The organism is Kitasatospora sp. NPDC028055 (genome assembly GCF_040637885.1).
Taxonomy (GTDB): domain Bacteria; phylum Actinomycetota; class Actinomycetes; order Streptomycetales; family Streptomycetaceae; genus Kitasatospora.
Genome location: NZ_JBEZXE010000008.1, coordinates 47,502 through 72,508, shown reverse-complemented (window position 1 = coordinate 72,508; position 25,007 = coordinate 47,502). Strand labels below are relative to the sequence as shown.

The following is a 25,007-nucleotide window of genomic DNA, read 5'->3' as shown; positions in this document are numbered from 1 at the left end:
TGACGGGTCCGTGATCGGTTCGTCAGCCGACCGTGCCGAGTGGGACGACCTGCTCGGTGACGGGGATCAGGCAGCGCTGTTCGCTGCACGCGCCGAAGCTGACGACGGCTTCGCTCGGCCCGGTCGCGGTCCGGCGGACCGGGAGGGCGACGGTGACCGCGCCGTCCGGGTAGACGGGCAGCTGCACTCCGAGCCCCAGGGGGCTGACGGTACGCAGCGGGCGGTCGGCCCGGACGGCGCCGTCCGCCGCCAGGCCGCCGCGCACGGACAGCCGGGTGGGCAGGCCGAGGCCGTCGATGCCGTCGGCGGGCAGGTCGACGCTGTAGAGGTGGAAGCCGGCCTCATCGGGGGTGAAGGTGGCGGCGAGGAGCAGGCGGCCGTCCTCCCCGGGGGCGAGCCGGAGGGCGACGGTGACCCCGCCGCCCCGGTAGGTGGCGGCGGGGGCGTCGGCCGGGGCCGGGTCGGCGGCGCAGCCGGCCGCCCCGAGGACCAGCAGCGCGGCGGCCGCAGCGGGCATCCGTCGGGTCACGGTCATGCCTGCGCCCAGCGCTTGAGGAAGGTGGCGACCGTGCCGGCGCTGATGGCACGGGCGTTGGAGAAGGCGCCGTCGTTGCTGGCGGTGCGCACGGTGCCGTCGGGGGAGAGCACCACCAGGGCGGGGATGCCGCTGCTCCGGAGGTCGACGTACCGGGCGGCGAGGTCGAGGTTGTGGTTGAAGCGGCCAACGTCCACCGCGACGACCCGGTAGTCGTCCCGCAGCAGCGGGGTGACCTGCGGGGAGCGGAACAGCTTGTCCAGCACCTTGCAGTCGGGGCACCAGTTGGCCCCGAAGTCGAGCAGGACCGGGCGCTGGTCCCCGGCGGACCGGGCCAGGGCGGCCTTCACATCGGCCTCGGCGTCCCGGGTCGCGTCGTATCCGTCGGGCAGGTCAGCGGCTCCCGTCCCGGCACTCGCGGTCGCGGTGCCCGTCGGCGCGGCCGGAGTGGAGACGGCCGGGGCGGCGGTTGCCGGAGCGATCGTGGGGCCCTCGGCGGCACGGGTGGCAGAGCTGCCGCCCGAGCCGCAGCCGGAGATCAGCACGGTCGACAGGACGGTGCCGGCGAGGAGGGCGCGGTGGTGCCGCATGGGTTCCCCTTCGGGTGGGTGGTGGGCGGCGGTGGTCGGTCGTGCTGACGGAAAGTGAACTGCCGGGTGTGCAACAGGGGTTGATGTGCTGAACGGCCTGGGTGGAGAGCGGCGGGTACGTTCCGGAGCGGTCACGGATCCGCCACACCGCCCCCACCGACCGGCACGCGTCGATACGGTTCCGGCACTGTCCGCAGTGTCCGCACCACGTCCCAGGGGGGACCATGCGCCGCACCGCCCTCGTCCTGCTCGCCGCCGCCACCGCCGTACTCGGCCTCGCCGCCTGCGACCCGACTCCGGTCACCACGACCACGAGCTCGGGTTCACCCGTCCCGGCCACAACGGTGGCCGGCCCGGCACCGGGCGGCACCCAGGCCGCGCCCCCGACCGCCGCTCCGACCGCCGCTCCGACCGCCGCCCCGGTCGGCGGCGGGGGCGACGCGACCAAGGACGTCGAGATCTCGGCGTGCCAGGTGGACGGCGCGACCCACTGGCCGTCGGCGGCCCTCAAGGTCACCAACCACACCGCCAAGGCATCGAACTACCTGATCCAGGTGGAGTTCGTCGACGGCTCCGGCACCCGGGTGGCGGAGGCCCCCGCCGCGACCAACGACCTGGCCGCGGGCCAGACCGCCTCGCTCAAGGCGCTCGGAGCGACCGCGGTGAAGGACAAGGTCAGCTGCCGGGTCACCAGCGTCACCCGGTTCCCGGCTCCCTGAGCGGTACGCGAAGGACGCTCCCGCCCGGCTGCGGCCGCAGCCCGGCGGGAGCGCCCGGTCAGGCCTGCTGCCGTTCCGCCGCCGCGACCGCGCCCTGGACGGCGGCGACCCGCAGGTCGATGAAGGCCTGCCGCGGGTCGTTGAAGTTGGTGAACGGCTGCGGGATGTACCGGCCCAGTGCCTGGAACTGCGCCAGCGCCTCGGTCGGCCGCCCGGCCCGGGTCAGCGCGTACGCGAGCCAGCCGTGGGCGTACCGGATGCGGGGGTGGCCGGGGTCGGCCGCCGCGAGGTCGGCGAGGGCGGCGTCCAGGGCGGCGCCGACCTCGGGGCGCTGCCAGGCGGTGAGCTTCTCGCCGTCCTTGGCGAACTGCTCGAAGTAGGCCTCCAGCTTGATCGGGGCGAGCAGGCTGCCGGCCGGGGCGGCGGCGATCGCGCCGTCGATGAACCCGTGCATCAGCTCGTGGCTGCCGCGCCACTTGGCGCACCAGTACTGCAGCGCCCGGTTGTGCGCCGCCCAGTGCTGCGGGTCGCGCGCGACCAACTCGGCCCACAGCTCCCGGAAGCGGTCGTTGGACCAGCCGAGCCCCATGGCGATCGGGATCTGCGCGACCCACGGGTTGGGGTCGTCCTCGGGGGCGAGCGCGGCGGCCGCGACGGCGGCCTCCTCGGCCTCGGCCAGGACGCGGTGGAAGCCCGCGAACTGCTCGCGGCTGACCTCGGTCGCGCGGGCGCTGCTGCGGATGTTCCAGGCCAGGTAGACCAGGGCGTCCGCGTGCAGCAGTGCGGCGGCCGGGTCCTGCGGCCGCTCGGTGCGCCAGGCGCGCAGCCAGGCGTCGTCCTCGGCGGCCAGTTCGGCCAGTTGGCGCTGCCGCCGCCAGCGGACGTCGGCGGTGGCGTCGGTGGCGAGGTAGTCGGCGGCGGTCCGCCAGTCGCCGGCCTTGGCGGCGGCGAGGACGGCGGCCTCCTCGTCCTCGGGCCGGTCGTCCAGGAGCAGTTCGCTGCCGAGCAGCAGCCCGTGGTCGGCCGGGATGATGGTGTTCTTCGCCCGGGCCTCCTCCGCCAGCCGTGCCTCGTGCCCGGCGATGGTGGCCTTGGCCCGCTCCAGCTGGGCCAGCTTGCGCTTGGCCAGCCGGGTCATGACGACCGGGAACAGCAGGACGAGGCCGACGACGGACAGCACGATGATGCCGAGCAAAGGGTGTTCCTCCGATGGTGCGGTGTGGGCGTGGACTGGCGTGACGGGCGTGGACAGGTGCGGCGGCGATCGAGCAGATCGGGCAGATCGTGCGGATCGATCGGAGCGATCGGAGCGATCGGACCGGTCGGAGCGATCGGATCGGTCACACGGCGGCGGCGGAGGCCGGCAGCCCGGCCGCCGCGAGCAGCGCCCGCAGCGGGGCGGTGTCCGGATCGTCCGCGCAGGCGGCGTCCAGGGCCGCGTCGAAACCGTCCGCGAAGCCGTCCGGCAGCCGGAGTTCGGCCGGTCCGCCCCAGGAGAGTTCCCAGCCGGCCAGCCCGGCCTCGGCCAGCGCGACGACGGTGGCGTGCGCCAGTTCCTCGCGCAGCGCCGGTCGGGCGAACTCCCGGGCGGCCCGGCCGGTGGCCGCGGCGGCCTGTTCGCTCTTGGGCAGCTGGTCGGTGAACTCCCAGGCGCGGCCGGCGTCGAGGGCGTCGAGCAGCCCGTGGGCGGTGGGCGGCAGGCCCAGCCCGGTGAGCGCCCGGCGGGCGTCCTCGCCGGCCTCGCGGGCGCGCGCCAGCATCGCCGTGCGGACCAGCTCGGGCCAGTCGGCCCGGTGCTTGCCGGAGGCCTCCGGGACCAGCGAGACGACCTCCAGCTCGGCGAGCACCCGCTCCGAGTCGTGCAGCAGCGCCAGGGCGGGGCCGGCGGCGCCGGGGCCGCGGCCGTCGTCGGGCAGCGCCTCGATCGCGGCGACCCGCAGGTGGATCGGCGGGTGCGAGTCGTACGGGTCGGGCTGCTCCTCGGGCAGTTCGAGCGCGTGCTCGGCGAGTTCGGCGCGGCGCTTCGGGTCGCTCAGCAGGTGCTGGAGGCCGCCGTAGACCTGGCCGGGCGGCGGGAGCAGCCCGGCGTCCCAGCCGATGGTCGCGTAGCGGTTGAGGTAGAAGTTCTGGGCGGCCTCCAGGGCCGGGATCCGGCGCAGGGCGGCGGCGGTGGCGTCCCGGCCCGCGAGCTGGGCGGCGACCTGGTCGGCCGCGTACTCCTGGCGGCGGCCGACCGCCTCGGAGACCCGGAAGTAGAGCTTGGCGTAGCCGGTGAACAGCTTGGCGAGGACCCGGTCCACGCCGCCGCCGGCCTGCTCCGTGGTGGGCTTGCGGCCCTTGGCCAGCCGCTTCTCGGCCTTGGCGGCGAGCTTGGCGGCCTCCTGGGCCTGGTGCTGGTTCGCGCGGTGGTGCAGTCCGCCGATGGTGTGCAGGATGGCGCGGCGGCCGGCGACGGTGACGGCGGCGAGCCGGACGTCCCGGTTGCTGTAGTGGCCGAACTCGTGCGCCAGCACGGACTCCAGCTCGCCCTCGGTGAGGCCGATCAGCAGCGGGGCGCCGATCACCAGGTGGCGCTTGCCGGGGACGAGGCCGAGCAGCCTGCTCTCCTCCATGACGCCCGCGTTGACCTCGGGCACGAGGCGGATCTCGGCCGGGCCGCGGACGCCGGTGCGCTCGGAGATCCGGTCGACCATCGCCCAGATCTCGGGCTGCCGCTCGCGGGTGAGGAGCACGCCGGGCAGTTCGCCGTCCTCCTTGCGACGCCGGGTCAGGAACACCACCCGGACGACGGGGTAGCCGACGGCGGCGGTCAGCGCCCAGATCTTGATCAGCCCCGGGCGGAACGTGCCGGAGGCCTGGTACAGGGCGACGTCGAGGGCGATCAGGCCCACGACGATGCCGAGCGCGAGCAGGTAGAAGCCGATGAGCAGGGTCACGGCCGTGACGGCTCTCGTTGACGTGCTCATGGCAGCGGAACGCTGGGGCGCGCCCATGCGATGGTCCTCCCCCTGGGCGCGACGACAGGAGCGGCGCGCGGTTGTTGCATGGTGAACGGGTGTGCGACGAGTGGAGATGGTAGCGGTCCCGGGGGGCCCGCGCACCGGGGTTCTCGCCTCCGGATCACCGCTCCGACCTGCGGGTTCGTCGCGGGTCCGATTCGTGCGGGCTTGACGGCATTCGGCCGCCGACGACCCTCCGCCCGGCCGTCGACGACCGTTCGCCCCGGCCCCTGCTCAGCCCTCCGCCCGGCCGCCGACCACCCTCCCGTGCCCCCGCCGGCGCGCCCCTCCGACCGTCAGCGCCCGCCGGCCGCGATCGCCTCACGGACGGTCACCAGGCAGGGGTCGCAGTACCGGTCCGGCACCGGCGAGCCGTCGCCGGGCGGCAGCACACGCTGGGACGGCTCGAGGAACCGCCCGCACAGCGACGACGACGCGTCGTCCTTCGCGACCACGTGCCACACCACGGCGGGCGGCGACACCGCCGGGTCGTGCTCGGCCCACATCTCGTACACGGTGACCTCCACGGTCTCGGGGCTCGGTCACCCCATGCAAACCCGGGTCACCCCGCTCGGCCACCGGGCCGGACCCGGTGGGATGGTTCCAGCGCACCGGGCCGGGCGGCGGACGGATGCTCACCGCCGTTACCGAAGCCGAGAGTCGGCGCCACCCGGACGGCGGGCGCGTGCCGCGTCGGCCCGGCCGGGAAGGGCTTCGAGCGCCCAACAGCCCCGGGGGTATCCTGCCTGGATGTCCTCACCAGTCGCCGGGCCCGTGCCCCCGGCCGCGCCGGGCGACGACCCCGCCGCTGTGCTGTCGGGCGACGACCCGGGAGTCGTGGCGTTGGCCGATGGCCCGGGGGTCGTGCTGTCCGGCTACGGTCCGGTCGGCCGCGCCTTCGCCGAGCGGCTGCTCACCCACGCGGACGGGCTCGCCCGCGACCACGGCGTCCGGCCGAGGCTGGCGGCCGTCCGGGTCGGGTCGGCCGAGGTGGAGCTGCGCGACGGCGGGCCGGTCCCGCCCCGGGCCGAGTGGGCCCCGCCGGGCCCGCTGGGGCGGACCCTCGACCGGACCGGTGCGCGGGTGCTGGTCCAGGCGCTGCCCTCCTCCCCGCAGCTCCGGCAACAGGCCGCCGAGGAGGCCGTGCTGGCGCTGGAACGCGGCGTCCACGTCGTCACAGCCACCAAGAGCCACCTGCTCGGCCACTGGCGTGAACTCGCCCGGGCCGCCCGGGCCGGCGGCAGCCTGATCAGGATCTCCGGGGCCACCGGAGCTGCTCTCCCGGCGGCGGACCTGGCGCGCACGGGGGTGCGGGGCCTGGGCTGCCGGACGGTCCGGGCCTGCCCCAACGGGACGGCCACCTTCGTGCTCGACCGCCTGGCGGCGGGCGACCCCCTCGACCGGGCGGTCGGCGAGGCCCAGCGGCTCGGCATCGCCGAGGCCGACCCCTCGGCCGACCTCTCGGGCGCCGACGCCGCCACCAAGGTGCGGCTGCTCGCGGCCCTGCTGTGGGGCTGGGACCCGGCGGCCGTGCGGGTCGACACCGAGGCGGTGGACGCCGGGACGGGCGCGGCGGCGCTGGCCGCGGCCGCCGAGGGGCGCCGGCTGCGGGCGGTGGCGAGCGCGAGCGCGGACCGCCCGCTCGTGGTCGAGGTCCGCCTGGAGCGGACCGCGCCGGGCGACCCGCTGCACGCGCTGACCGGCCCGGAGAAGGCGGTCGTCTACGGCTGCCCCGAGGCCGGGGACATCACGGTGAGCGGCGGCCGGTCCAGCCCGCTCGGCGCGGCGCTCGCGATGCTGCGGGACACTCTTGACGTCACGGCGCCCCGCGGCCACGGCTTCGGCTGAGCCGCGCGAAGCCCCGCGCCGGGCCCTGTGGCGATCGTGGAGGCGTGGTGGGCACCGATCCAGCGGCTCGGCGGCCGGCCGAGCAGGCCGGTGACGGCACGGGCATGCGGCCGTGGCGGTTCGTGGTGTGGTTCGGCATCGTCAGCCTGCTCGCGGACTTCGTCTACGAGGGCGCCCGCTCCGTCACCGGCCCGTTGCTGGCCTCGCTCGGCGCCTCGGCCACGTTGGTCGGCGTGGTGACGGGCGCGGGGGAGGCGGCGGCGCTGCTCCCGCGCCTGCTGTTCGGGCCGCTCGCCGACCGCACCGGGCGGTTCTGGGCGCTGGCGATCGGCGGCTACGCGCTCACCGTCGCCGCCGTGCCGCTGCTCGGCGTGGCGGGCTCGCTGGGGGCGGCCTGCACCCTGGTGATCGCCGAGCGGGTCGGCAAGGCGGTCCGCTCACCGGCCAAGGACACCCTGCTCTCGCACGCCACCGCCGCCACCGGCCGGGGCCGGGGCTTCGCCGTGCACGAGGCCCTCGACCAGGTCGGCGCGGTGATCGGCCCGCTCACCGTGGCCGCCGTGCTCGCGGCCACTGGCGGTTACGGGCCCGCGCTCGGCGTGCTGGCCGCCCCGGGCGTGGCGGCCCTCCTGCTGCTCCGGTGGCTGCGCTCCCGGGTGCCCGACCCGTCGCGCTACGAGTCGGCGCCGCCCGCCCGGCCGCCGGTGACCCCAGCCCAGCCCCAGGCCCCGGCCCAGCCCCAGGCCCCGGCGCTCGTCCGCCGCCCGCTGCCCCGCGCCTTCTGGGCGTACGCGGCGTTCACCGCGGCGACCATGACCGGCTTCACCACCTACGGCGTGCTCTCCTTCCACCTCGTCCGGCACCACCTGCTCACCGCCTCCGCCGTACCGGTGCTGTACGCCGGGACGATGCTCGGCGGCGCGCTGGCGAGCCTGGTCACCGGCTGGCTGTACGACCGGATCGGCCCGCGCACCCTGGTGGCGCTCCCCGTGCTGGCCGCAGCCGTGCCCCCGCTGGGCTTCGCCGACGCGGTGGCGCCCGCCGCGATCGGCGCACTGCTGTGGGGCGCCGCGCTGGGTGTCCAGGAGTCGACCCTGCGGGCGGTCGTCGCCGACCTCGTCCCCGCGCCGCGCCGGGCGACCGCCTACGGGGTGTTCGCCGCCGTGGTCGGCCTCGCGATGCTGGCCGGCGGGGCGCTCACCGGCGCGCTCTACGCGGTGTCCGTCCCGGCGCTGGTCGTCACCGTGGCCACCGTCCAGGCCGCTGCCCTGGCGCTGCTCGCCACGGTCCGCCCCGGGCGCCGCCCGGTCACGCCGGGGTGAGGGTCTGGGGGAGAGCGAAGTGGCGGTCCGGCTCGGGGCACCTGGTTGCCGTCGCCGCGGCGCGATGACTGAATGGAGCGGGGGCGGATCCCAGCGGGTGAGGAGCGGGACCATGCCGAAGGTCCGGGTGAACGGCGTCGACCTCCACTACGAGCTGACGGGTGCGGGCGAGCCGCTCGTGCTGGTGCACGGCTCCTGGGCCGACCACGCCCACTGGGACCTGGTCCAGCCGGCCCTCGCCGAGCGGTACCGCGTCCTGGTCTACGACCGGCGCGGCCACAGCCGGAGCGAACGCCCGCCCGGGCCCGGCTCCCGGACGGAGGACGAGGACGACCTCGCCGCCCTCGTCCAGGCCCTCGACCTGGCGCCGGCACACATCGCGGGCAACTCCTTCGGCGCCTCGACGGTCCTGGGCCTGGCCGTCCGCCGCCCCGAGCTGTTCCGCACGGTCATCGCCCACGAGCCCCCGCTGATGGCGATCGTGCCCCCGGAGCCGGACCTGCTGCCGGTGATGCGGGCGGTGGAGCGGCGGATCGACTCGGTGCTGGCGCACCTGCGTGCGGGCGAGACCCGCGCGGGCGCGCAGCAGTTCGTGGACGAGGTCGCCTTCGGGCCGGGGACGTGGGAGCGGCTGCCGCCGGAGGTCCGGGACACCCTCCTCACCAACGCCCTCACCTTCCTCGACGAACAGCAGGACCCGGGCTGGCCGCTGCTCGACCTCGCCGGGCTGTCCGCCCACCCGGGCCCGGCCCTGCTGACGGTGGGCACCGAGAGCCCGCCCTGGTTCCCCGCGATCATCGCCCGGCTGGCGCGGGCGCTGCCCCGGGCGCAGGTGCGGACCTTCGCCGGGGCCGGCCACACCCCGCACGTCACCCACCCGGCCGAGTACGTGCGGACGGTGAGCGGCTTCATCGAGACGCACCGCTGAGGGGCGCACCGCTGAGAGGTGCACCGCTGAGAGGTGCACCGCGGAGAGGCGCACCGCTGAGAGACGCACCGCTGACCGGGGGCGCGGGTCAGCGCGCGGCGTCCGCCTCCGCCAGCCATTCGGCCAGTACGGCGGCCTGGCTGTGGTCGACGTCCCTGGTGGCGGTCAGCAGGGTGAGCGCGTCCTGGGCGGCGAGTTCCCGCAGGTGGTCGGCGGCCTCCCGGTGCTGGGCGTCGCGCAGTTCGACGAGGTAGCGGCGGCGGAACTCGGCGAAGCGCTCCGGCTCGTGGCCGTACCAGGTGCGCAGCCCGGTCGACGGGGCGACGTCACGCAGCCACTCGTCCAGGTGCGCGTCCGCCTTGGTCACACCGCGTGGCCAGACCCGGTCCACCAGGACCCGCCGGCCGTCCTGCGGAGAGGGTTCCTGGTAGATCCGCCGGTAGGCGACCCGTGCGGTCATGTCCGGTCCTCCCGGGTGCGTGGGAAGCGGTGCCGCCGCTACCCCCAGTAGCCGACGTGCACCGCGGAGGCCTCCTCGAAGAGGAACGGCCCCGACACCTCCACCGTGCTGCCACCGGCTGCGAAGACCGTGCGGCACGGCAGGTCCAGCACCGGCTCGTCCGGGTCCACGCCCGCGATCGCGTTCAGTTCGGTCGCGGCGAGCGCGTAGACGACCCGGCGGATGCCGCTCCAGTGGATCGCCCCGGCGCACATCGCGCACGGCTCGGTGCTGGAGTAGAGCACGGCGTCGGCGAGCTGGTGCGGGGCCAGGGTGCGGGAGGCCTGCCGGACCAGGTTGATCTCCGCGTGGGCGGTCACGTCGTGGTCGGTCAGGACGGTGTTCTCGGCGGTCAGCAGGACCTTCCCATCGGGGTCGGTGAGCAGCGCGCCGAAGGGATGGTTGCCGTGCGCCCGGGCGGAGGCGCCGAGCTCGATGGCGGCGAGCAGGTGGTCGGGGGAGTGGTCGGGGGAGTGGTCGGCCATGTGGGTCTCCTCGGGCGGTGCGAACGGGGACGGAGGACAGACCTGTGCCGCAGGGCGGGCGACGCCGTGGCCGCTCGCCTCCGTCCCCCCGACCAGTCTCACCCCGCCGGTGCCGGGCCGCCCCGGCACCGGCGGTCCGGAGCGCCTACGAGGCCGCTGCGGCGGCGCGGAGCCGGAGCTCCTTCTTGTCCGGCTTGCCGGTGTCGGTGAGGGGCAGCGCGTCGGTGAAGTCGATGACGTCGGGCACGTACATCTCGCCGCGGCCGGCGAGGACCGTGGCCCGCAGCTCCTGCGCCGTCACGCCCGTCCCGGGGACGGGCACCACGGTGGCGTGGACGCGTTCGTGGCCGCCCTCGCCGCGCACCCCGTAGACGGCGCACTGTCGGACGCCCGGGTGGGTGTGGAGGAAGTCCTCCAGCTCGGTGGTGTACACATGGCCGCCGACCACGGCGATCATGTCCTTGATCCGGTCGACGACGGCGAGGTAGCCGTGGTCGTCGAGCCGGCCGAGGTCGCCGGTGTGCACCCAGCCGTCCCGCAGCACCTCGGCGGTGAGCTCGGGGTTCTTCCAGTAGCCCTCCATCGCGTTCTCGGACCGGACGCAGATCTCCCCGACCTCGCCGACCGGGAGCGCGTTGCCGGCCTGGTCGCGGATCTCCACCTCGACGCCGTCGACCGGCCGGCCGGCGGTGCGCAGCAGGTCGAGGCGGTCGGGGTCGTGCTCGTCGGGGCGCAGCACGCTGACGATTCCGGCCTCGAACTGGCCGTAGGCCTGCTGGAAGACCCGGCCGAAGCGCCGCACCGCCTCGGCTATCCGCACCGGCGAGGAGGGCGTGCCCCCGTAGGTGATCCGCCGGAGGCTGGAGATGTCGGTGGACGCCGCGTCGGGGTGGTCGAGCACCTGGTAGAGCAGCGGGGGCAGCAGGAAGACGTCGGTGATGCGTTCGCGGGCGACGGTGGCCAGGACCTCGCCGGGGTCGAAGGCGTAGTGGAGGACGACCGTGCCGCCGCTGGCCAAAGTGCCGTCGGCGACAAAGCCGGCCGCGTGCGACAGCGGCGTGCACACCAGGTCCCGTCGCCGCTCTCCGGTGATCAGGGCGGCGAGCCAGTTGCCCTGCATCCGGGCGAAGGTGCTGCGGATGCCCTTGGGGTGGCCGGTGGTGCCGCCGGAGTGGCGGATGAAGCACAGGTCCTCCGGCCGGGCGGCACTGGGCAGCGGCGCGTCGGACCGGGCCGCGGCCAGTGCCAGGAGGTCCTCGCCCAGCGCCAGCGCCGGTGCCGCGCCCCCGCCCCCGCCCGCGCCCTCGCCGAGGACGAGGACGTGCTTGACGGGCACCGCCGCGGCGAGGGCCGCGCCGCGCTCCGCGAGGCGGGGGTCGACGATGAAGGCGTAGGTCTCGACGTCGGCCATGATCCGCGCCTGCACGTCGGTGCCCAGCCGGATGTACAGGTGGTTGAAGTGCGCGCCCAGGAGGTTGACCGCGTAGCGGACCGCGACGGTCTCCGGGATGTTCCCGCACAGCAGGGTCACCGTGCGGCCGCGCTCCACGCCCCGTTCGCGCAGGGCGCGGGCGAGCCGGTACACGAGGGAGCGGAACTCCGCGGCCCCGAGCCGGCGTTCGCCGCTGACCAGCACCTCCTGCCCCGGTTCGTCCGACAGTCCATCGAGGACGATCTCCACGTAGTTGCGGAACTCGCGGTCGCCGCCGTCATCGGAGGGGTCGGTGGGGCGCGCCTGGGACGTGCTCATCGCTGCTGGTCTCCTCGTGCGTTCGGACGCACGCAGGCGCCCGGAACCGGAGCGCCTCGTGCACGGAGGTCTGACTGTCCACCTTCAACTACCCAGCCCCGGGCAGCTCTACCGGCGGCGGCGCGGGCGATCGCCCTCCGCCGGGGCACCGCTGCCCGACCCGGTCCGCCCCCGCGCCGACGGCGGGCCGTGGTCGCGCAGCTCGGTGAGCACCGCCCAGGCCACCGACACCACCGGTACGGCGACCACCGCGCCCAGCACCCCGGCCAGCACCGCGCCGCCGATCACCGACAGGGCGATCGCCACCGGGTGGATCCGCACCGACCAGCCCATCACCAGCGGGTGCAGCAGGTGGCCCTCGATCTGGCCGATCACCACGATCAGCGCCAGTACCAGCAGCGCGACCACCGGCCCCCGCGCGGCCAGGGCGACCAGCGCGGCGATCGCCAGCGCGATCGGGGAGCCGATCAGCGGGACCAGCGCCGCGACGAACTCCACCACCATCAGCGGCAGCACCAGCGGCACCCGCAGGAGCGCCAGCGCGATGCCGACCAGCGCCGCGTTGGTCGCCGACACGATCAGCACCCCGCGGGTGTACCCGGCGAAGGTGCGCCAGGCGGCCTGCCCGGCCCGGCTCCAGACGGGACGGGCCCGGGCCGGCAGCTGGCGCTGCGCCCAGCTCCACATCCGGTCGCCGGAGTACAGGAAGAACACCGAGCAGAACACCGCGAGGGCCAGCCCGGTGACCAGCTCGACGGCCCGGCTCGCGCCGCTGAGGGCGGTGGTCAGCAGCGCCGAGCGGTGCGCCGAGACGAACGCGCCGACCTTCGCCCGCAGGTCGGTGACCGTACCCGCGCGCAGGTGGAAGGGGGCGCCGGTGAGCCAGCGGTCGATCCGGCCGAGGCCGCCGCGCAATTCGTCGCCGATCCGGTTCCACTCGTCGGCGACGTTCGTCCCGACCAGCGCCAGCACCCCGCCGACGACCGCGAGCGCGCACAGGAACGCCACCAGCACGGCCAGTGAGCGGGGCAGGGTCCGGGCCAGCAGGTCGACCAGCGGGCGCAGCACCGAGGTGATCACCAGCGCCACGAACAGTGCGATCACCGGCATCTCCAGCTCGCCGAGCACCCCGACGGCCAGGTAGGCGGCCACCCCGAGCAGCCCCAGCCGCCAGACGTACCCGGCGGCGGTGCGCAGCCCGGTCGGCACGTGCTCGGCGGGCGCCGCGGGCCGTGCCCGCCGCACGGCCACCCGGGGCGGGCGGCTGCCGAGCGGCCGGGGACGCCGGCCCGGCCCGGGGCCGGTCATGCCCACGGGCCGGCGCCCGGCGGCCGGCCGGGGTGCCGCGCGGGACGGTGTCCGGGGCTGCTCACGGCGGGCTCAGCCGGGGGTCTCGTGCGGTTCCGGCCCGTGGGTCGTGCGCGAGTCGCTCATGGGGCCCGCCTCCTCCGTCCTCGGCCTGTTCCCAGCGTCTCCCCGGCCCCCGGACTCGCACACCTCGGCGGCGTACCGGAGCCGGAGCCGGGGCGGGCTGCGCCGGTCCCGCCGTCCAACGGCCTTCACCGCCCCACCGCCTTCACCGCCCGACGGCCCTCCGCCCGCTGAGGTAGGTGAGGACGGCGAGGACCCGGCGGTGGCCGCTGTCGGCGGGTGAGAGGCCGAGCTTGGCGAAGATGTTGCCGATGTGCTTGTGGACGGCGTTGTCGGTGATGACGAGCCGGGTCGCGATCGTGGTGTTGTCGTGCCCCTCGGCCATCAGCGCGAGCACCTCGCGTTCGCGCGGTGTCAGGGCGGCCGTCGGATCCTGGGCGTGCCGGGTGAGGAGCTGGCCGATCACGTCCGGGTCCATCACGGTGCCCCCGGCGGCGACCCGGCGCAGCGCGTCGGTGAACTCGCTCACCCGGCTCACCCGGTCCTTGAGCAGGTAGCCGATGCCGCCGCGCCCGTCCGAGAGCAGTTCCCCGGCGTACTGCTGCTCGACGTACTGGGAGAGGACGAGCACGGGCAGGCCGGGCTGCTCCCGGCGGGCGCGGATGGCGGCCCGGATGCCCTCGTCGCGGAAGGCGGGCGGCAGCCGGACGTCGACGACGGCGACGTCGGGCCGGTGCTCGGCGACGGCGGCGAGGAAGCCCGGGGCGTCCTGGACGATCGCGGCGACCTGGAAGCCCTTGGCGGTGAGCAGCAGTTCCAGCCCGCTGGAGAGCAGGACGTTGTCCTCGGCGATCACGACCCGCACGGCACACCCACCGTGATCGTGGTCGGGCCGCCGACCGGGCTGCGGAGGTCGAGGGTGCCGTCGAGCGCCAGGACGCGCTGGCGGATCCCGGCGAGGCCGGTGCCCCGCGTCTCGTCGGCGCCGCCGGCTCCGTCGTCGGTGACCTCGATCGACAGCCGGTCACCGGTGCGGGCCACCCGTACCGCCGTCCGGGTGGCGCCGCTGTGCTTGGCGGCGTTGGTGAGCGCCTCGGCGACCGTGAAGTACGCGACGGCCTCGACGGCGGCGGGGAGCGTGCCGAGGCTGCCGACGTCGAGGGTGGTGTCGAGCGCCGCGTCGGCCCCGAGGGCGGACAGCGCCCCGGCGAGCCCGCGGTCGGCCAGGATCGGCGGGTAGATCGTCCGGATCACCGCGCGGAGCTCCACCATGGCCTCCTCGGTGGTCCGGTGGGCCTGCGCCAGCAGCGTGGCGACCGTCCTCGGGTCCTCGTCCAGGAGTTCCCGGGCCACGCCCAGCCGCATCGCGATGGCCACCAGCCGGGCCTGGGTGCCGTCGTGCAGGTCGCGTTCGATCCGGCGGAGCTCCGCGCCGTGCGCGGTGAGCGCCCCGGCCCGGGTCTCGGTCAGCGTCTCCACCCGCTGCGCCAGCTCCGTGGAGGCCGACGGCGACAGCAGGGCCACGCAGGTCCGGGCGTGCAGCCGGGCCAGCCGGGGGAGCAGCCAGTGGGTCAGGGCGGCGAAGGCGAGCAGTTGCGCCGTCCCCAGGGTCAGCGCCGGGCCCCAGCCGGTCAGCGGGGCACCGGCGGCGAAGCCGCCCGCCCGGGTGCCGGCGGGCAGGGCCCACCACAGGGGCACCGTGACGGCCGTGGTCAGGGTGTTGCCCGCGCACACCACCGCGACGAGCCCGAACGCCAAGCCGGTCAGCAGCCAGGCGCCGAGCCACCCGAGCAGGCGCGCGGTGCCGACCCGGACGGGGCCGGAGGCGGGTGCGCCCAGCAGCCCGTCGGCGCGGCGGCGCTGCCGGCCGGCCCAGGCGCGCGCCACAGGCGGGACGAGGAGGGCGGGCAGCACGAGCAGGGCGAGCGCGGCGGCGAGCAGGCCGCCCAGCAGGTAGCCCAGGGCGCGCCAGGTCGCCCGAAGCCTTTCGGCCCGATGGAGGTTCATCCGCCCAAGTCTGGATCATGGCGAACCGGCCCGGCACTACAGCCCACTACCCTGTTTTCCGACCGGCTCGGGGTACCGACCGGGCGCGGCGGCCGGGCCTAGCGTCAACTCCCATGAAGAGACCACCGATTGATGCCGTACGGCGGCGCGGCCGTTCCGTACGACGGACCCTGGTGTCGGCCGCCGTGCTGGCCGGCACCCTCGCCACGACCGTGCCCGCCGTCGCCGCGGCGGCCCGGCCGTACGACGACCGCGGCCTGCTCCGGCGCGACGCGGCCGCGCTCACCGCACTCGGCGTGACGGGGGTGCAGGCCCGGCTGGTCACCGCCGACGGCCGGACGGTGACCGCCACCAGCGGCGTCGCCGACCTGACGACCGGACAGCCGGTGCCGACGTACGGCCACTTCCGGATCGCCAGCGTCACCAAGGCGTTCGTGGCCACCGTCGTCCTCCAACTCGTCGGCGAGCACCGGCTCTCGCTGGACGACACGGTCGAGCGGTGGCTGCCCGGCGTGGTGTCCGGGAACGGGAACGACGGCGGCGCGATCACCGTCCGCCAACTGCTCCAGCACACCAGCGGACTGCACGACGACTACCCGGACTACAGCTCGGCGGAGGACTTCCGCCGGCACCGCTACGACAGCTCCACGCCCGAACAGAGCGTCGACCGGGCGCTGCGCCACCCGCCGGACTTCCGGCCCGGCGCCGACTGGAGCTACAGCAACACCGGTTACGTCCTGCTCGGCATGATCATCGAGCGGGCCACCGGACAGGCCTGGCACCAGGAGGTGCGGGACCGGATCGTCCGCCCGCTCGGCCTCGCCCACACCTCCTGGCCCGGGACGTCCCCCACGCTGCCCCGGCCGCACGCCCGGACCTACCAGAGCTTCAAGCCCGGCGAGCCGGCCGTCGACGTCACCGAGCAGGTCGGCGTGGGCATCAACGGGGAGGCCGGGCTGGTCTCCACCACCGCCGACCTCGACCGCTTCTTCCGGGCCCTGCTGGGCGGCCGGCTGCTGCGGCCCGCCCAACTCGCCCTGATGAAGCAGACCGTTCCGGTCGGCGAGGAGTTCCGGGCGCTCATGCCGGGCGCCGAGGACGGGCTGGGGCTCTTCTCCCGCCCGCTGACCTGCGGCGGGGTGTACTGGGGCCACGAGGGCGGCGACGCGGGCTGGATCACCGCGACCGGCGTCACCTCCGACGGTCGGCGCAGCGTCACGCTCTCGCTCTCGGGCGTCCGCGCCGACACCCCGGACGACGTCCGCCGGATCGAGCAGGCGGAGACCACGCTGGTCGACGACGCCCTCTGCGGCGCCCCGACCGGCGCCCACCGGCGGCACTGAGGCCTCCGCCCGTCGGCGGTTTCCAGGGGGTCGGGGCCGTCGGCCGAACCGAGGCCGACGGCCCCGACGCTCACACCCCGACGCCCCACCCCCGATACGGGCCCGCCGACGCGGCCGCACCGACGCCCGGACGGCTCGGTGACGCTGGGACGCCGGTCGCCCGCAGTCCGTCACTCGCGGGGCCGCTGCCCCATGCGCCCGGGACACCGGGTGGACGAGACTGCTCCCATGCGGCCGGTCGTGGGCGAAGAGAGGTCGGTCATGGGTGCGGAGAGCGCGGAGAGCGCGGGGAGCGTCCGGTGGCGGCCCCGCCCCGGCCGGGCGGAGCGGCAGTTGACGACCGCGGGGCTGTGCGCGCTGGTCTGCCTCGCCGCGGGCGGCCTGTGGGCCGGGTACGTGCTGGGCCACCTGGGCACGCCGGGCATCGCCGAACCGACCCGGCACCTGGCGGTGCTCGGCTACGGCCTCGCCGCCGTCGCCGGCGGGGTGCTGCTGCACGCCCACCGGCCCGGTCTGGAGCTCGGCTGGGTGCTGCTGGCGTACGGGGGCGCGCTGATCCTGCCGCTCGCCGCCGAGACCCCGGTCTGGACGGAGGTGAGCGACCCGCGCTACGTCGGGGCCGTGGTCGTGCTCAAGTCCGTCGGCTACACCGTCAGCGGCACGATCTGGCAGGCGCTGCCGCTCTGGCTCCCGTACGGCCGGCTGACCGACCGCCGCTGGTGGCTCGCGATCGGCGCGGTGGGCCTGTGGATGGCGCCCCAGGCGAGCTACTACGTCTACCAGCCGACCGTGTTCGGCCGCCCCAACCCGCTCGCCGACAGCACCGTCGCCGACTGGCTGCGGCAGTTCAACGGCACCCTGCACATCACCCAACTGGTCGTATGGGTCGCCCTGACCGCCCTGGTGGTGCTCGTCCCGCTGGCCCGCACCCGGCGGGTGCCCCGGCGCCGCCGGCAGTACGTGCTGCTCGCGATCGCCGTCTACCTGCTCTGGGCCGGCGCCGAGGCCGGCTACTACTTCAACGGCCAGAGCACCGCCTCCTACGCCGCCTACGCGGCCGCCTCCGCGCTGTGGACGCTGACCCTCGCCGCCGTGGTGGTGCGGGACGGCTCCTGGCGGCTGGACCGCTCGGCCCGCCGGATCCTGGTCGGACTGCTGGTCGCCGCCGGGCTGGCGGTCGTCTTCGTGCTGCTGGCCGGACTGCTGTCCACCATGCTGCTGCCCGGCCGGGGCTTCGGCGCCCTGTGCGTGGTCGCCCTGGTCTTCCTGCTCGCGGGCGGCCTGCCCAGGGGCGTGCGCTGGGCCTCCGGCATCGTCGACCGCTGGTACTACGGTGCCCGTGCCCAGCCGTACCAGGTGCTGCGCAGCCTCGCCGGGCGGGTCAGCCAGACCGTCGACCCGCAGGACGTGCCCGCCGTGCTGTGCGCCACCGTCGGCGACGAACTGCGGCTGCCCGGCGTGGACCTGACCGTCTCCACCCGCGGCGGCGAACGCCGGCTCGCCGCCGTGGGGGAGCACCCCGGCGAGGGCGAACGCTTCGCCCTGGTCCACCGCGGCAGCGAGATCGGCCGGCTCACCGTCGCCCCGCGCCCGGGCCAGCGCACCCTCGACGACAGCGACCGCGACATCCTGCGCTCCCTCGCCGACCAGGCCGCGCCCGCCGTGGCCTCGCTCCAGCTGATGGCGGACCTGCGGGCCAGCCGCGAGCAGATCGTCGCCGCCCGGGAGGAGGAACGCCGTCAGCTGCGCCGCGACATCCACGACGGGCTCGGCCCGCTGCTGGCCGGACTGCGGCTGCGCCTCCAGGGCGCGGCCGCCGTGGACGACCCGGCCCGCTTCGCGGCCGCCCTGGAGGACGTCGCCGACGACCTCGCCACGGCCGTCCGTGAGGTCCGCCGGATCACCGACCGGCTCGGGCCCACCGCGCTCGGCGACTACGGGCTGAGCCGCGCGCTGCGGCGCCTCGCCGACACCTTCAGCGGCGACGAGCTCACCGTCACCGCCCTGCTCGCCCCCGACCCGCTGCCCGAGCTGCCCGCCGCGGTCGAGGTCGCCGTCTACCGGATCACCGCCGAGGCGCTCAACAACGTGCTGCGGCACGCCCGGGCGACCAGCGCCACGGTGACCGTGCTGGTCGACCCGGGGCGGCTGGAACTCACCGTCGAGGACGACGGGCAGGGCCCCGGTCGCGGCGACCCGGGCCACCCGGGGGTGGGGCTGCGCTCGATGAGCGAGCGGGCGGCGGAGATCGGCGGCTGCTGCACCGTCCACCCCGCCGCGGGCCTCGGCCGGGGGACCCGGGTGCACGCGGTGCTGCCGCGCCACCCGGCGGCGGGCTGACGGGAGCCGTCGCGACCCGGACGCGGGTCAGTTGCAGTTCGGCGGGTTCGGGCACGGGGCGTGACCGTGGCCCTTGCCGTGACCGTGCCCCTTGCGGGGACTGCGGCCCCTGCCGTGACCGTGAGCGTGAGCGCGGCTTCCGCGCTGCTCCGCGCCGGCCGCCTCGTCCTCGGCCCGGGCCTTGCAGCACCGGGCGGCGCAGGCGACCACGGCCGCGAGGACGACGACTCCGGCGGCTCCGGCGGCGACGGCCACCGGGTTGACCGATCTGGCGCTCATGGTGTCCTCCGGGAGGGGTTGCGCGGGCCGGTCGGCCCGCCCCTCCATGGCACCGCCGGGACTGACCCATGCGCATGGGGCCACGGTCCCGTCCCGGTCCCGGCACGGCTACGCTCCGTCCCGCCCCCAGGCCGAACCGCATTTCCGTGGGTAGGGCGACGGTGTGGTACCGCGGTACTACGCGGCGTCCGATGATCAGTCCGCAGTGCCGCGCTTCGGGCCCCGCCGGGCCCTAGCGTGGAACCGTGGGCGGCCGGGAGGGCCCGGCCCCTGAACGTAAGGGCTAGCGATGATCGAGGCGCACCAGCTGACGAAGCGGTACGGGGAGAAGACCGCCGTGGACGGGCTGGACTTCACGGTCCGGCCGGGCGCGGTGACCGGGTTCCTCGGCCCCAACGGGGCGGGGAAGTCGACCACGATGCGGATGATCGTCGGACTGGACGCGCCCACCGGCGGGTCGGTCCGGGTCAACGGCCGCCGGTACGCCGAGCACGCCGCTCCGCTGCAGGAGGTGGGCGCGCTGCTGGAGGCCAAGTCGATCCACCCCGGCCGCTCGGCGTTCAACCACCTGATGGCCCAGGCCCACACCCACGGCATCCCGCGCCGCCGGGTCGAGGAGGTCATCGAGCTGACCGGCCTCCAGTCGGTGGCCCGCAAGCGCGCCGGGGCGTTCTCGCTCGGCATGGGCCAGCGGCTCGGCATCGCGGCTGCCCTGCTGGGCGACCCGGCCACGGTGATGCTGGACGAACCGGTCAACGGGCTCGACCCCGAGGGCGTGCTCTGGATCCGCAACCTGCTCACCTCGCTCGCCGCCGAGGGCCGCACCGTCTTCGTCTCCTCGCACCTGATGAGCGAGGTCTCGCTGGTCGCCGACCACCTGATCATCGTCGGACGGGGCCGGCTGCTCGCCGACACCACCGTGCAGGAGCTGGTCCAGCAGGCCGGCGGCGACGTCGTCAAGGTCGCCAGCGCCGACCCGGCCCGGCTGCGTTCGGCGCTCGCCGGACCGGGCGTCGAGGTCACCGGCCGCTCCGGCTCCGAGGAACTGCTGGTCACCGGGCGGACGGCCCGCGAGATCGGCCTCACCGCCGCCGAGCACGGCATCGCGGTGTTCGAACTCACCCCGCGGACGGTCTCCCTGGAGGAGGCGTTCATGGAGCTGACCCGGGACGCCGTCGAGTACCACGGCACCACCACCGTCGAGAGCACCGTCGACACCCAGAGGAGCGCGGCATGACCACGATCGCCCCCAGCCAGACGCCGTCCACGGCCTCCGGCCAGCGCCCCGCCCGCCCCGCCCACAAGGTGACGGCCGCGCGCGTGCTGCGCTCGGAGTGGGCCAAGCTGTGGTCGCTGCGCTCCACCTGGATCACCCTCGGGCTGGCGCTGCTGTTCCTGGTCGCCTTCGGCCTGATCGCGGCCTTCCAGTTCAAGTCGCGGATCACCTCCGGCCGCCCGATGGACCGGGACTTCGCCAACTCCAGTGCGCTCAGCCTCTCCCTGTTCGGCACCAACTTCGCCCAGCTGGCGCTCGGCGTCCTCGGCGTGCTGGTCGCGGCCGGCGAGTACTCGACCGGCATGATCCGCTCCACCCTGGCCGCCGTGCCGCGCCGCCTGCCGGTGCTGTGGTCCAAGGCGGCGGTGTACGGCGTGATCGCGCTGGTGCTGGGCACCGTCGGCGTCTTCGCCGCCTTCACCGCCGACAGCGGCATCCTGTCCGGCACCCGGGCGGCGATGACCCTCTCCGACCCCGGCGTGGTGCGCGGCCTGTTCGGCGCCGGGCTCTACCTGGGCCTGGTCGGCGTGATCGGGGTCGCCCTCGGCGCCCTGCTGCGCTCGGTGGCCGGCGGCATCGCCGTGCTGGTCGCCTCGCTGATGCTGATCCCCGGCCTGACCTCGCTGCTCCCCACGTCCTGGCAGAGCCACATCAGCCCGTACCTGCCCAGCCACGCCGGTGAGGCGATGTTCGCCCTGCACCACGACTCGACCACCCTCTCGCCGACGGCCGGCCTGCTGGTCTTCCTCGGCTGGACGGTGCTGGCGCTCGCCGGTGCCGCCGTCCGGCTGGTGCGCAGCGACGCCTGAACCCGGGCGCTCACGCCCTGGGAGACTCGCGGTGCGGCGCCGGTCCTTCACCGGCGCCGCACCGTTCCGTCCGTCTCCGTCCGTCCGCCCCCGACCAGCAGGGAGAACCCCGGTGAGCGAGGACCACTCCGCCTCCGCCGGCCCGTTCGCGGCCACCGACGCGCTGTCCGGCCACCCGCTGTTCGTCCGGCTGGCCCGGATCGGCCAGCGGCTGCGCGAGGCGGACCGCGCCCACCCATGGGTGCTGGACGCCGCCGTGGTCGCGGTGGTGTTCCTGATGTTCGGCCTGCCCGACCTGTTCCCCGGCCACGGGGACGTCGGACACGGGGACACCGGGCCGCACGAGCACCGGCTCAACCTGGTCCGGCTGCCGCTGCCGTGGACGCTGCTCCTCCAGGCCGGCCTGGTGCTGCCGCTGCTGTGGCGCCGCCGGCGGCCCACGGCGGCCTTCGCGGTGATCATGGCGGTGTTCGTCCTGCAGTGGTCGCTGGGCGTGGGCCTGCGCGCCGACGCGGCCCTGCTGGTGGCGCTCTACAGCCTGGCCCTGCACGGCCGGCTGCGGAACCTGGCCTGGTCCTGCCTGCTGATGGTCGGGGCGATGGCGCTGGCCGCGGTCGAGGTCTCGGGCGGCGGCCTGCCGGTCGGGGACGCCCTGTTCTTCCTGGTCAGCGCCGCCACCGCGGGCGTCGCCCTGGGCATCGCGGTGCGGATCCGCCGCGCCCAGCTGGCCGGACTGCGCGAGCGGGCGGCCCGGCTGGAGATCGAGCGCGACCAGCGCAGCCGGCTGGCCACCGCCACCGAACGCACCCGGGTGGCCCGCGAGATGCACGACATCATCGGCCACAACCTGTCCGTGATCGTCACCCTGGCCGACGGCGGCGCCTACGCCGCCCAGACTTCCCCCGAGCGCGGCCGGGAGGCGCTGCAACTGATCGGCGAGACCAGCCGCCAGGCGCTCGGCGAGCTGCGCCGGATGCTCGGCGTGCTGCGCGACCAGGCCGACCAGGCCGCCGAGTTCAACCCCCAGCCCGGCATCGCCGACGTGGACGGCCTGTGCGCCCGGATCCGCGCCGCCGGACCGCAGGTGGTGTACACCGTCTCCGGCGACCCGGACCGGCTGGACCGCGGCGTCCAGTTGATGGCCTACCGGATCGTCCAGGAGGCCCTCACCAACACCCTCAAGCACGCCGGACCGGACACCCGGGCGCACGTCACCCTGACCGTCGACGCCACCCGGCTGCGGGTGCGCGTCCAGGACGCCGGCCCGCCCGGCGGCACCCGCCCGCCGGTGCGCCCGGACGGCGAGGGGCACGGCCTGGCCGGCATGCGCGAACGCGCGGCGCTGTACGGCGGGAGCGTCACGGCGGGCCCCGGCCCTGGGGCAGGATGGACCGTGGAGGCCGTACTGGACCTCACCCCCGACCCGACAGGCGGCCACCCGTGACCACCGTCCTCATCGTGGACGACCAGCCACTCCAGCGCTACGGCTTCCGGATGCTGCTGGAGAGCCAGCCCGACACCGAGGTGGTCGGCGAGGCCGCGCACGGCACCGAGGCCGTCCGGCTCACCGCCGGCCTGCGGCCCGACGTCGTCCTGATGGACATCCGGATGCCCGGCATGGACGGCATCGAGGCCACCCGCCGGATCGTCGCCGGCGGCGGGCGCTCGCGCATCCTGGTCCTCACCACCTTCGACCTGGACGAGTACGCGCACGCCGCGCTGCGCGCCGGGGCCAGCGGCTTCCTGCTCAAGGACGCGCGGCCGGAGGAACTGCTCGCCGGGATCCGCGCCGTCGCCGAGGGCGACGCCGTGGTGGCCCCGGCGATCACCCGGCGGCTGCTCGACGCCTACGCCCACCACCTGCCGGTCCGCCCGGTCGGCGCCGCGCCCGTGGACGACCCCCGGCTGGAGGCGCTGACCGAGCGCGAGCGGGAGATCCTGGTGGCCATCGCCCAGGGCTGGACCAACAGCGAGATCGCCCAGCGGCTGGTGCTGGCCGAATCGACCGTCAAGACGCACGTCAGCCGGGTGCTGGCGAAGATCGGCGCCCGGGACCGGGTGCAGGCGGTGATCTTCGCCTACGACCGCGGGCTGACCCGGCCCAATCCGCCGATCGCGAACTGATCCGGTGGCGGCGGGCCCGGGAGCCCCGCCACCGGCCCGGGAGCCCCGCCACCGGCTGCCGTGCTACGCCTGGCTGCTGCTGGGGGAGTCCTGCGCCGACCGGGCGGGGCGTGGCACGGAGCCCGGCAGGCCGTGGCCGGTGCGGTCGTCGGTGTGCCAGGACTGCGACTGGAAGGCGAGGAACAGCGCCGTCCAGCGGTTCTCGGCCGGCAGGTGGATCAGCAGCGCGCCGTCCTGGTACACCCCGTCGTCCTGGCGGAACTGCCGGCCGTTTCCCTGGTTCATGTGGACGTCGTGCACGCCGTTGCCGGGCAGGAAGCCGAACACCTTGTCCGGGACGCCGGGTTCGGGCCCGAAGCGCTGGCCGAACACGTAGACGGCGGCGGTCCGGTCGGCGATCGCGCGCTGCACGTGGTCGTCGAGTAGATCGGCGAGGTCGTTGTGCGGGCCGGGGAGGTCCGGCGGCAGCGCGTGCATCGCCGAGTGGTCGAGGAGCTTGCCGCGGACGAAGTCCAGGCTCGCCGTGCCCGGCCGGGAGTCCAGCGCCGTCCAGCCGCTGCCGGCGGCCGGGAGCAGCTCGGTGACCGGGTGCCGGAAGTCCTCGTCGGCGAGGTAGAGCAGGTTCGAAGGGGCTTGCTGGGAGAGCACGTTGACGGCCGCGCGGTAGTCGGTGCCGGCGGCGTCGCGCAGGTGGATCTGGTAGTGCGGGGTGCCGGTGGCACCCTCGCGGCGCCGGTCGACGGCGGTGGCGGCGAGCACGCCGTAGTTGGCGATGGGCATGGGGCGGTTCCTCGGGTGGGGTCGGCCAGGAGCTCCTCCGTTATCGCCCACCGGCCGGGCGCGGCACCGGGGAATCGGCGATTGTTCACCTTCCGTCCCCCGGACGGGTACCCGCGGCCCCGAACGCCGAGGAGGGCTCCGAACAGAGGCGTCAGGCCGGGGCGACCGGTGCCGGGGCCGCTGCCTTCCGGGCGGGCCCGGCCCGGCCGCGCAGCGGTCCTGGGAGGGAACGGATTCGTTCACTAACATTGGCCGTAGACATGGTGAACAGGGGGTCCCCGGAAGGTGTGCAGCGATGTCCGCTGAAGTCCGAACCGCCGAGGGCGGCACCCCCGGAGCCGGAGCCGGAGCCGGAACTGGAGCCGGGGCGACCGGGGCCGGGGCGACCGGGGCCGGCGCCGGCAGCGCGCGCACGGTCGCGCCGGCCGCCGCGGTCCGTCGGCGCGGCGAGGCGCTGGAGAGCGCCATCTACGGGGCGGCCCTCCAGCAGCTCACCACCGACGGCTACGCCCGGTTGACCATGGAGGGCGTGGCCGCCGCCGCGCAGACCGGCAAGGCCGCCCTCTACCGCCGGTGGTCCTCCAAGGAGGAACTGGTGATGGACGCGCTGCGGGCCGCCTTGCCGCCGGCCCGGCCGGCGCCGGACACCGGGAGCCTGCGCGGGGACCTCCTGGAGGTGGTGGCCGGGCTGCGCGCCGCGATGTTCAGCGAGCTGGGCGCCGCCGTCCGCGCCATCATGAGCGAGATCGACCACCAGCGCGCCCGGGTCTTCCTGGAGCTGGTGCAGGAGCGGGTGCTCGACCCGACCACCGCGCTGATCGCCGAGGTGCTCGACCGCGGCACCGCCCGGGGCGAGGTCCGCCCCGGGGCGGTCACCCCGCTGGTCACCGACGTGGTGCCGGCCCTGATGCTGTACCGGATCAAGCTGTGCGGCGGGGGCGCCGTGGAGCTGGACCCGGCGGAGATCGTCGACGAGGTGCTGCTGCCGATCGTCCGCCAGTGA

At 75.6% G+C, this 25,007-nt stretch carries 24 protein-coding genes; 11 read left to right on the top strand and 13 right to left on the bottom strand.

Annotated features, from left to right (window positions below):
* Window positions 1–22: 22 nt before the first annotated feature.
* Both AB0F71_RS12170 and AB0F71_RS12165 read right to left on the bottom strand, forming a co-directional pair.
* On the bottom strand, window positions 23–535 hold the full coding sequence (locus AB0F71_RS12170) for a hypothetical protein (protein WP_360231491.1): 513 nt from the start codon (window positions 533–535) through the stop codon (window positions 23–25).
* Window positions 532–1,125 carry a thioredoxin family protein gene (locus tag AB0F71_RS12165; RefSeq protein WP_360231488.1) on the bottom strand — a complete coding sequence of 198 codons (594 nt, stop codon included), beginning with the start codon at window positions 1,123–1,125 and terminating at the stop codon, window positions 532–534. The genes AB0F71_RS12170 and AB0F71_RS12165 overlap by 4 nt, the downstream gene beginning before the upstream one ends.
* 224 nt (window positions 1,126–1,349) lie before the next feature.
* Between AB0F71_RS12165 and AB0F71_RS12160 the strand changes: the two genes are divergently transcribed.
* Complete coding sequence (locus AB0F71_RS12160) at window positions 1,350–1,844, top strand: FxLYD domain-containing protein (RefSeq protein WP_360231485.1); 495 nt, start codon at window positions 1,350–1,352, stop codon at window positions 1,842–1,844.
* Window positions 1,845–1,902: 58 nt separating this feature from the next.
* Here AB0F71_RS12160 and AB0F71_RS12155 read toward each other — a convergent pair whose 3' ends face one another.
* From AB0F71_RS12155 to AB0F71_RS12145, 3 genes are all read right to left on the bottom strand, one after another.
* Window positions 1,903–3,039: a hypothetical protein gene (locus AB0F71_RS12155; RefSeq protein WP_360231482.1), complete on the bottom strand. Its 1,137-nt coding sequence runs from the start codon at window positions 3,037–3,039 to the stop codon at window positions 1,903–1,905.
* A gap of 145 nt (window positions 3,040–3,184) precedes the next feature.
* On the bottom strand, window positions 3,185–4,810 hold the full coding sequence (locus tag AB0F71_RS12150) for a M48 family metalloprotease (RefSeq protein WP_360231479.1): 1,626 nt from the start codon (window positions 4,808–4,810) through the stop codon (window positions 3,185–3,187).
* A gap of 329 nt (window positions 4,811–5,139) precedes the next feature.
* Complete coding sequence (locus AB0F71_RS12145) at window positions 5,140–5,370, bottom strand: hypothetical protein (protein WP_360231476.1); 231 nt, start codon at window positions 5,368–5,370, stop codon at window positions 5,140–5,142.
* Window positions 5,371–5,593: 223 nt separating this feature from the next.
* Between AB0F71_RS12145 and AB0F71_RS12140 the strand changes: the two genes are divergently transcribed.
* The 3 genes from AB0F71_RS12140 to AB0F71_RS12130 all read left to right on the top strand — a co-directional run bounded on the left by AB0F71_RS12140 (window position 5,594) and on the right by AB0F71_RS12130 (window position 8,941).
* Window positions 5,594–6,691 (top strand): homoserine dehydrogenase, encoded by a 1,098-nt coding sequence (locus AB0F71_RS12140; RefSeq protein WP_360231473.1) that lies wholly within the window; start codon window positions 5,594–5,596, stop codon window positions 6,689–6,691.
* Between the two features lie 47 nt (window positions 6,692–6,738).
* Window positions 6,739–8,013, top strand: coding sequence for an MFS transporter (locus tag AB0F71_RS12135; RefSeq protein WP_360231470.1), 1,275 nt, complete (start codon window positions 6,739–6,741; stop codon window positions 8,011–8,013).
* A 112-nt stretch (window positions 8,014–8,125) separates the two neighbouring features.
* Window positions 8,126–8,941: an alpha/beta hydrolase gene (locus AB0F71_RS12130; protein ID WP_360231467.1), complete on the top strand. Its 816-nt coding sequence runs from the start codon at window positions 8,126–8,128 to the stop codon at window positions 8,939–8,941.
* Between the two features lie 88 nt (window positions 8,942–9,029).
* Here the strand turns inward: AB0F71_RS12130 and AB0F71_RS12125 are convergent, their stop codons facing one another.
* The 6 genes from AB0F71_RS12125 to AB0F71_RS12100 form a co-directional block, all read right to left on the bottom strand.
* Window positions 9,030–9,401: a DUF488 family protein gene (locus AB0F71_RS12125; RefSeq protein WP_360231464.1), complete on the bottom strand. Its 372-nt coding sequence runs from the start codon at window positions 9,399–9,401 to the stop codon at window positions 9,030–9,032.
* Window positions 9,402–9,439: 38 nt separating this feature from the next.
* The gene (locus AB0F71_RS12120) at window positions 9,440–9,925 is read right to left on the bottom strand and encodes a nucleoside deaminase (RefSeq protein WP_360231461.1); all 486 of its coding nucleotides are present in this window, start codon (window positions 9,923–9,925) and stop codon (window positions 9,440–9,442) included.
* A gap of 145 nt (window positions 9,926–10,070) precedes the next feature.
* Entirely contained in the window at window positions 10,071–11,675 is a 1,605-nt protein-coding gene (locus AB0F71_RS12115) for an AMP-binding protein (protein ID WP_360231459.1), read from the bottom strand.
* Between the two features lie 108 nt (window positions 11,676–11,783).
* Complete coding sequence (locus AB0F71_RS12110) at window positions 11,784–12,920, bottom strand: AI-2E family transporter (protein WP_360231456.1); 1,137 nt, start codon at window positions 12,918–12,920, stop codon at window positions 11,784–11,786.
* Window positions 12,921–13,251: 331 nt separating this feature from the next.
* Window positions 13,252–13,911, bottom strand: a complete 660-nt coding sequence (locus AB0F71_RS12105; protein WP_360231453.1) for a response regulator transcription factor — start codon at window positions 13,909–13,911, stop codon at window positions 13,252–13,254.
* Window positions 13,899–15,053, bottom strand: a complete 1,155-nt coding sequence (locus tag AB0F71_RS12100) for a sensor histidine kinase (protein ID WP_360231450.1) — start codon at window positions 15,051–15,053, stop codon at window positions 13,899–13,901. The genes AB0F71_RS12105 and AB0F71_RS12100 overlap by 13 nt, the downstream gene beginning before the upstream one ends.
* A gap of 113 nt (window positions 15,054–15,166) precedes the next feature.
* Between AB0F71_RS12100 and AB0F71_RS12095 the strand changes: the two genes are divergently transcribed.
* Together AB0F71_RS12095 and AB0F71_RS12090 are read left to right on the top strand one after the other, a co-directional pair.
* The gene (locus AB0F71_RS12095) at window positions 15,167–16,396 is read left to right on the top strand and encodes a serine hydrolase domain-containing protein (RefSeq protein ID WP_360231447.1); all 1,230 of its coding nucleotides are present in this window, start codon (window positions 15,167–15,169) and stop codon (window positions 16,394–16,396) included.
* Between the two features lie 261 nt (window positions 16,397–16,657).
* Window positions 16,658–18,736, top strand: a complete 2,079-nt coding sequence (locus AB0F71_RS12090; RefSeq protein WP_360231444.1) for a histidine kinase — start codon at window positions 16,658–16,660, stop codon at window positions 18,734–18,736.
* A 27-nt stretch (window positions 18,737–18,763) separates the two neighbouring features.
* On the opposite strand, the gene AB0F71_RS12085 is transcribed toward AB0F71_RS12090, so the two are convergent.
* The gene (locus AB0F71_RS12085) at window positions 18,764–19,015 is read right to left on the bottom strand and encodes a hypothetical protein (RefSeq protein WP_360231441.1); all 252 of its coding nucleotides are present in this window, start codon (window positions 19,013–19,015) and stop codon (window positions 18,764–18,766) included.
* Between the two features lie 289 nt (window positions 19,016–19,304).
* Here AB0F71_RS12085 and AB0F71_RS12080 point away from each other — a divergent pair, with 289 nt between their 5' ends.
* From AB0F71_RS12080 to AB0F71_RS12065, 4 genes are all read left to right on the top strand, one after another.
* Window positions 19,305–20,252, top strand: coding sequence for an ATP-binding cassette domain-containing protein (locus tag AB0F71_RS12080; protein WP_360231438.1), 948 nt, complete (start codon window positions 19,305–19,307; stop codon window positions 20,250–20,252).
* A complete protein-coding gene (locus AB0F71_RS12075; protein ID WP_360231435.1) occupies window positions 20,249–21,100 on the top strand; it encodes an ABC transporter permease in 852 nt (283 codons plus the stop codon). Before AB0F71_RS12080 ends, AB0F71_RS12075 begins: the two co-directional genes overlap by 4 nt.
* 112 nt (window positions 21,101–21,212) lie before the next feature.
* Window positions 21,213–22,544 carry a sensor histidine kinase gene (locus AB0F71_RS12070; RefSeq protein WP_360231432.1) on the top strand — a complete coding sequence of 444 codons (1,332 nt, stop codon included), beginning with the start codon at window positions 21,213–21,215 and terminating at the stop codon, window positions 22,542–22,544.
* Window positions 22,541–23,224, top strand: coding sequence for a response regulator transcription factor (locus AB0F71_RS12065; protein WP_360231429.1), 684 nt, complete (start codon window positions 22,541–22,543; stop codon window positions 23,222–23,224). The genes AB0F71_RS12070 and AB0F71_RS12065 overlap by 4 nt, the downstream gene beginning before the upstream one ends.
* Window positions 23,225–23,287: 63 nt before the next feature.
* Here AB0F71_RS12065 and AB0F71_RS12060 read toward each other — a convergent pair whose 3' ends face one another.
* Window positions 23,288–24,004 (bottom strand): YukJ family protein, encoded by a 717-nt coding sequence (locus AB0F71_RS12060; protein ID WP_360231426.1) that lies wholly within the window; start codon window positions 24,002–24,004, stop codon window positions 23,288–23,290.
* A gap of 295 nt (window positions 24,005–24,299) precedes the next feature.
* On the opposite strand from AB0F71_RS12060, the gene AB0F71_RS12055 reads away from it, so the two are divergent.
* A complete protein-coding gene (locus tag AB0F71_RS12055) occupies window positions 24,300–25,007 on the top strand; it encodes a TetR-like C-terminal domain-containing protein (protein ID WP_360231423.1) in 708 nt (235 codons plus the stop codon).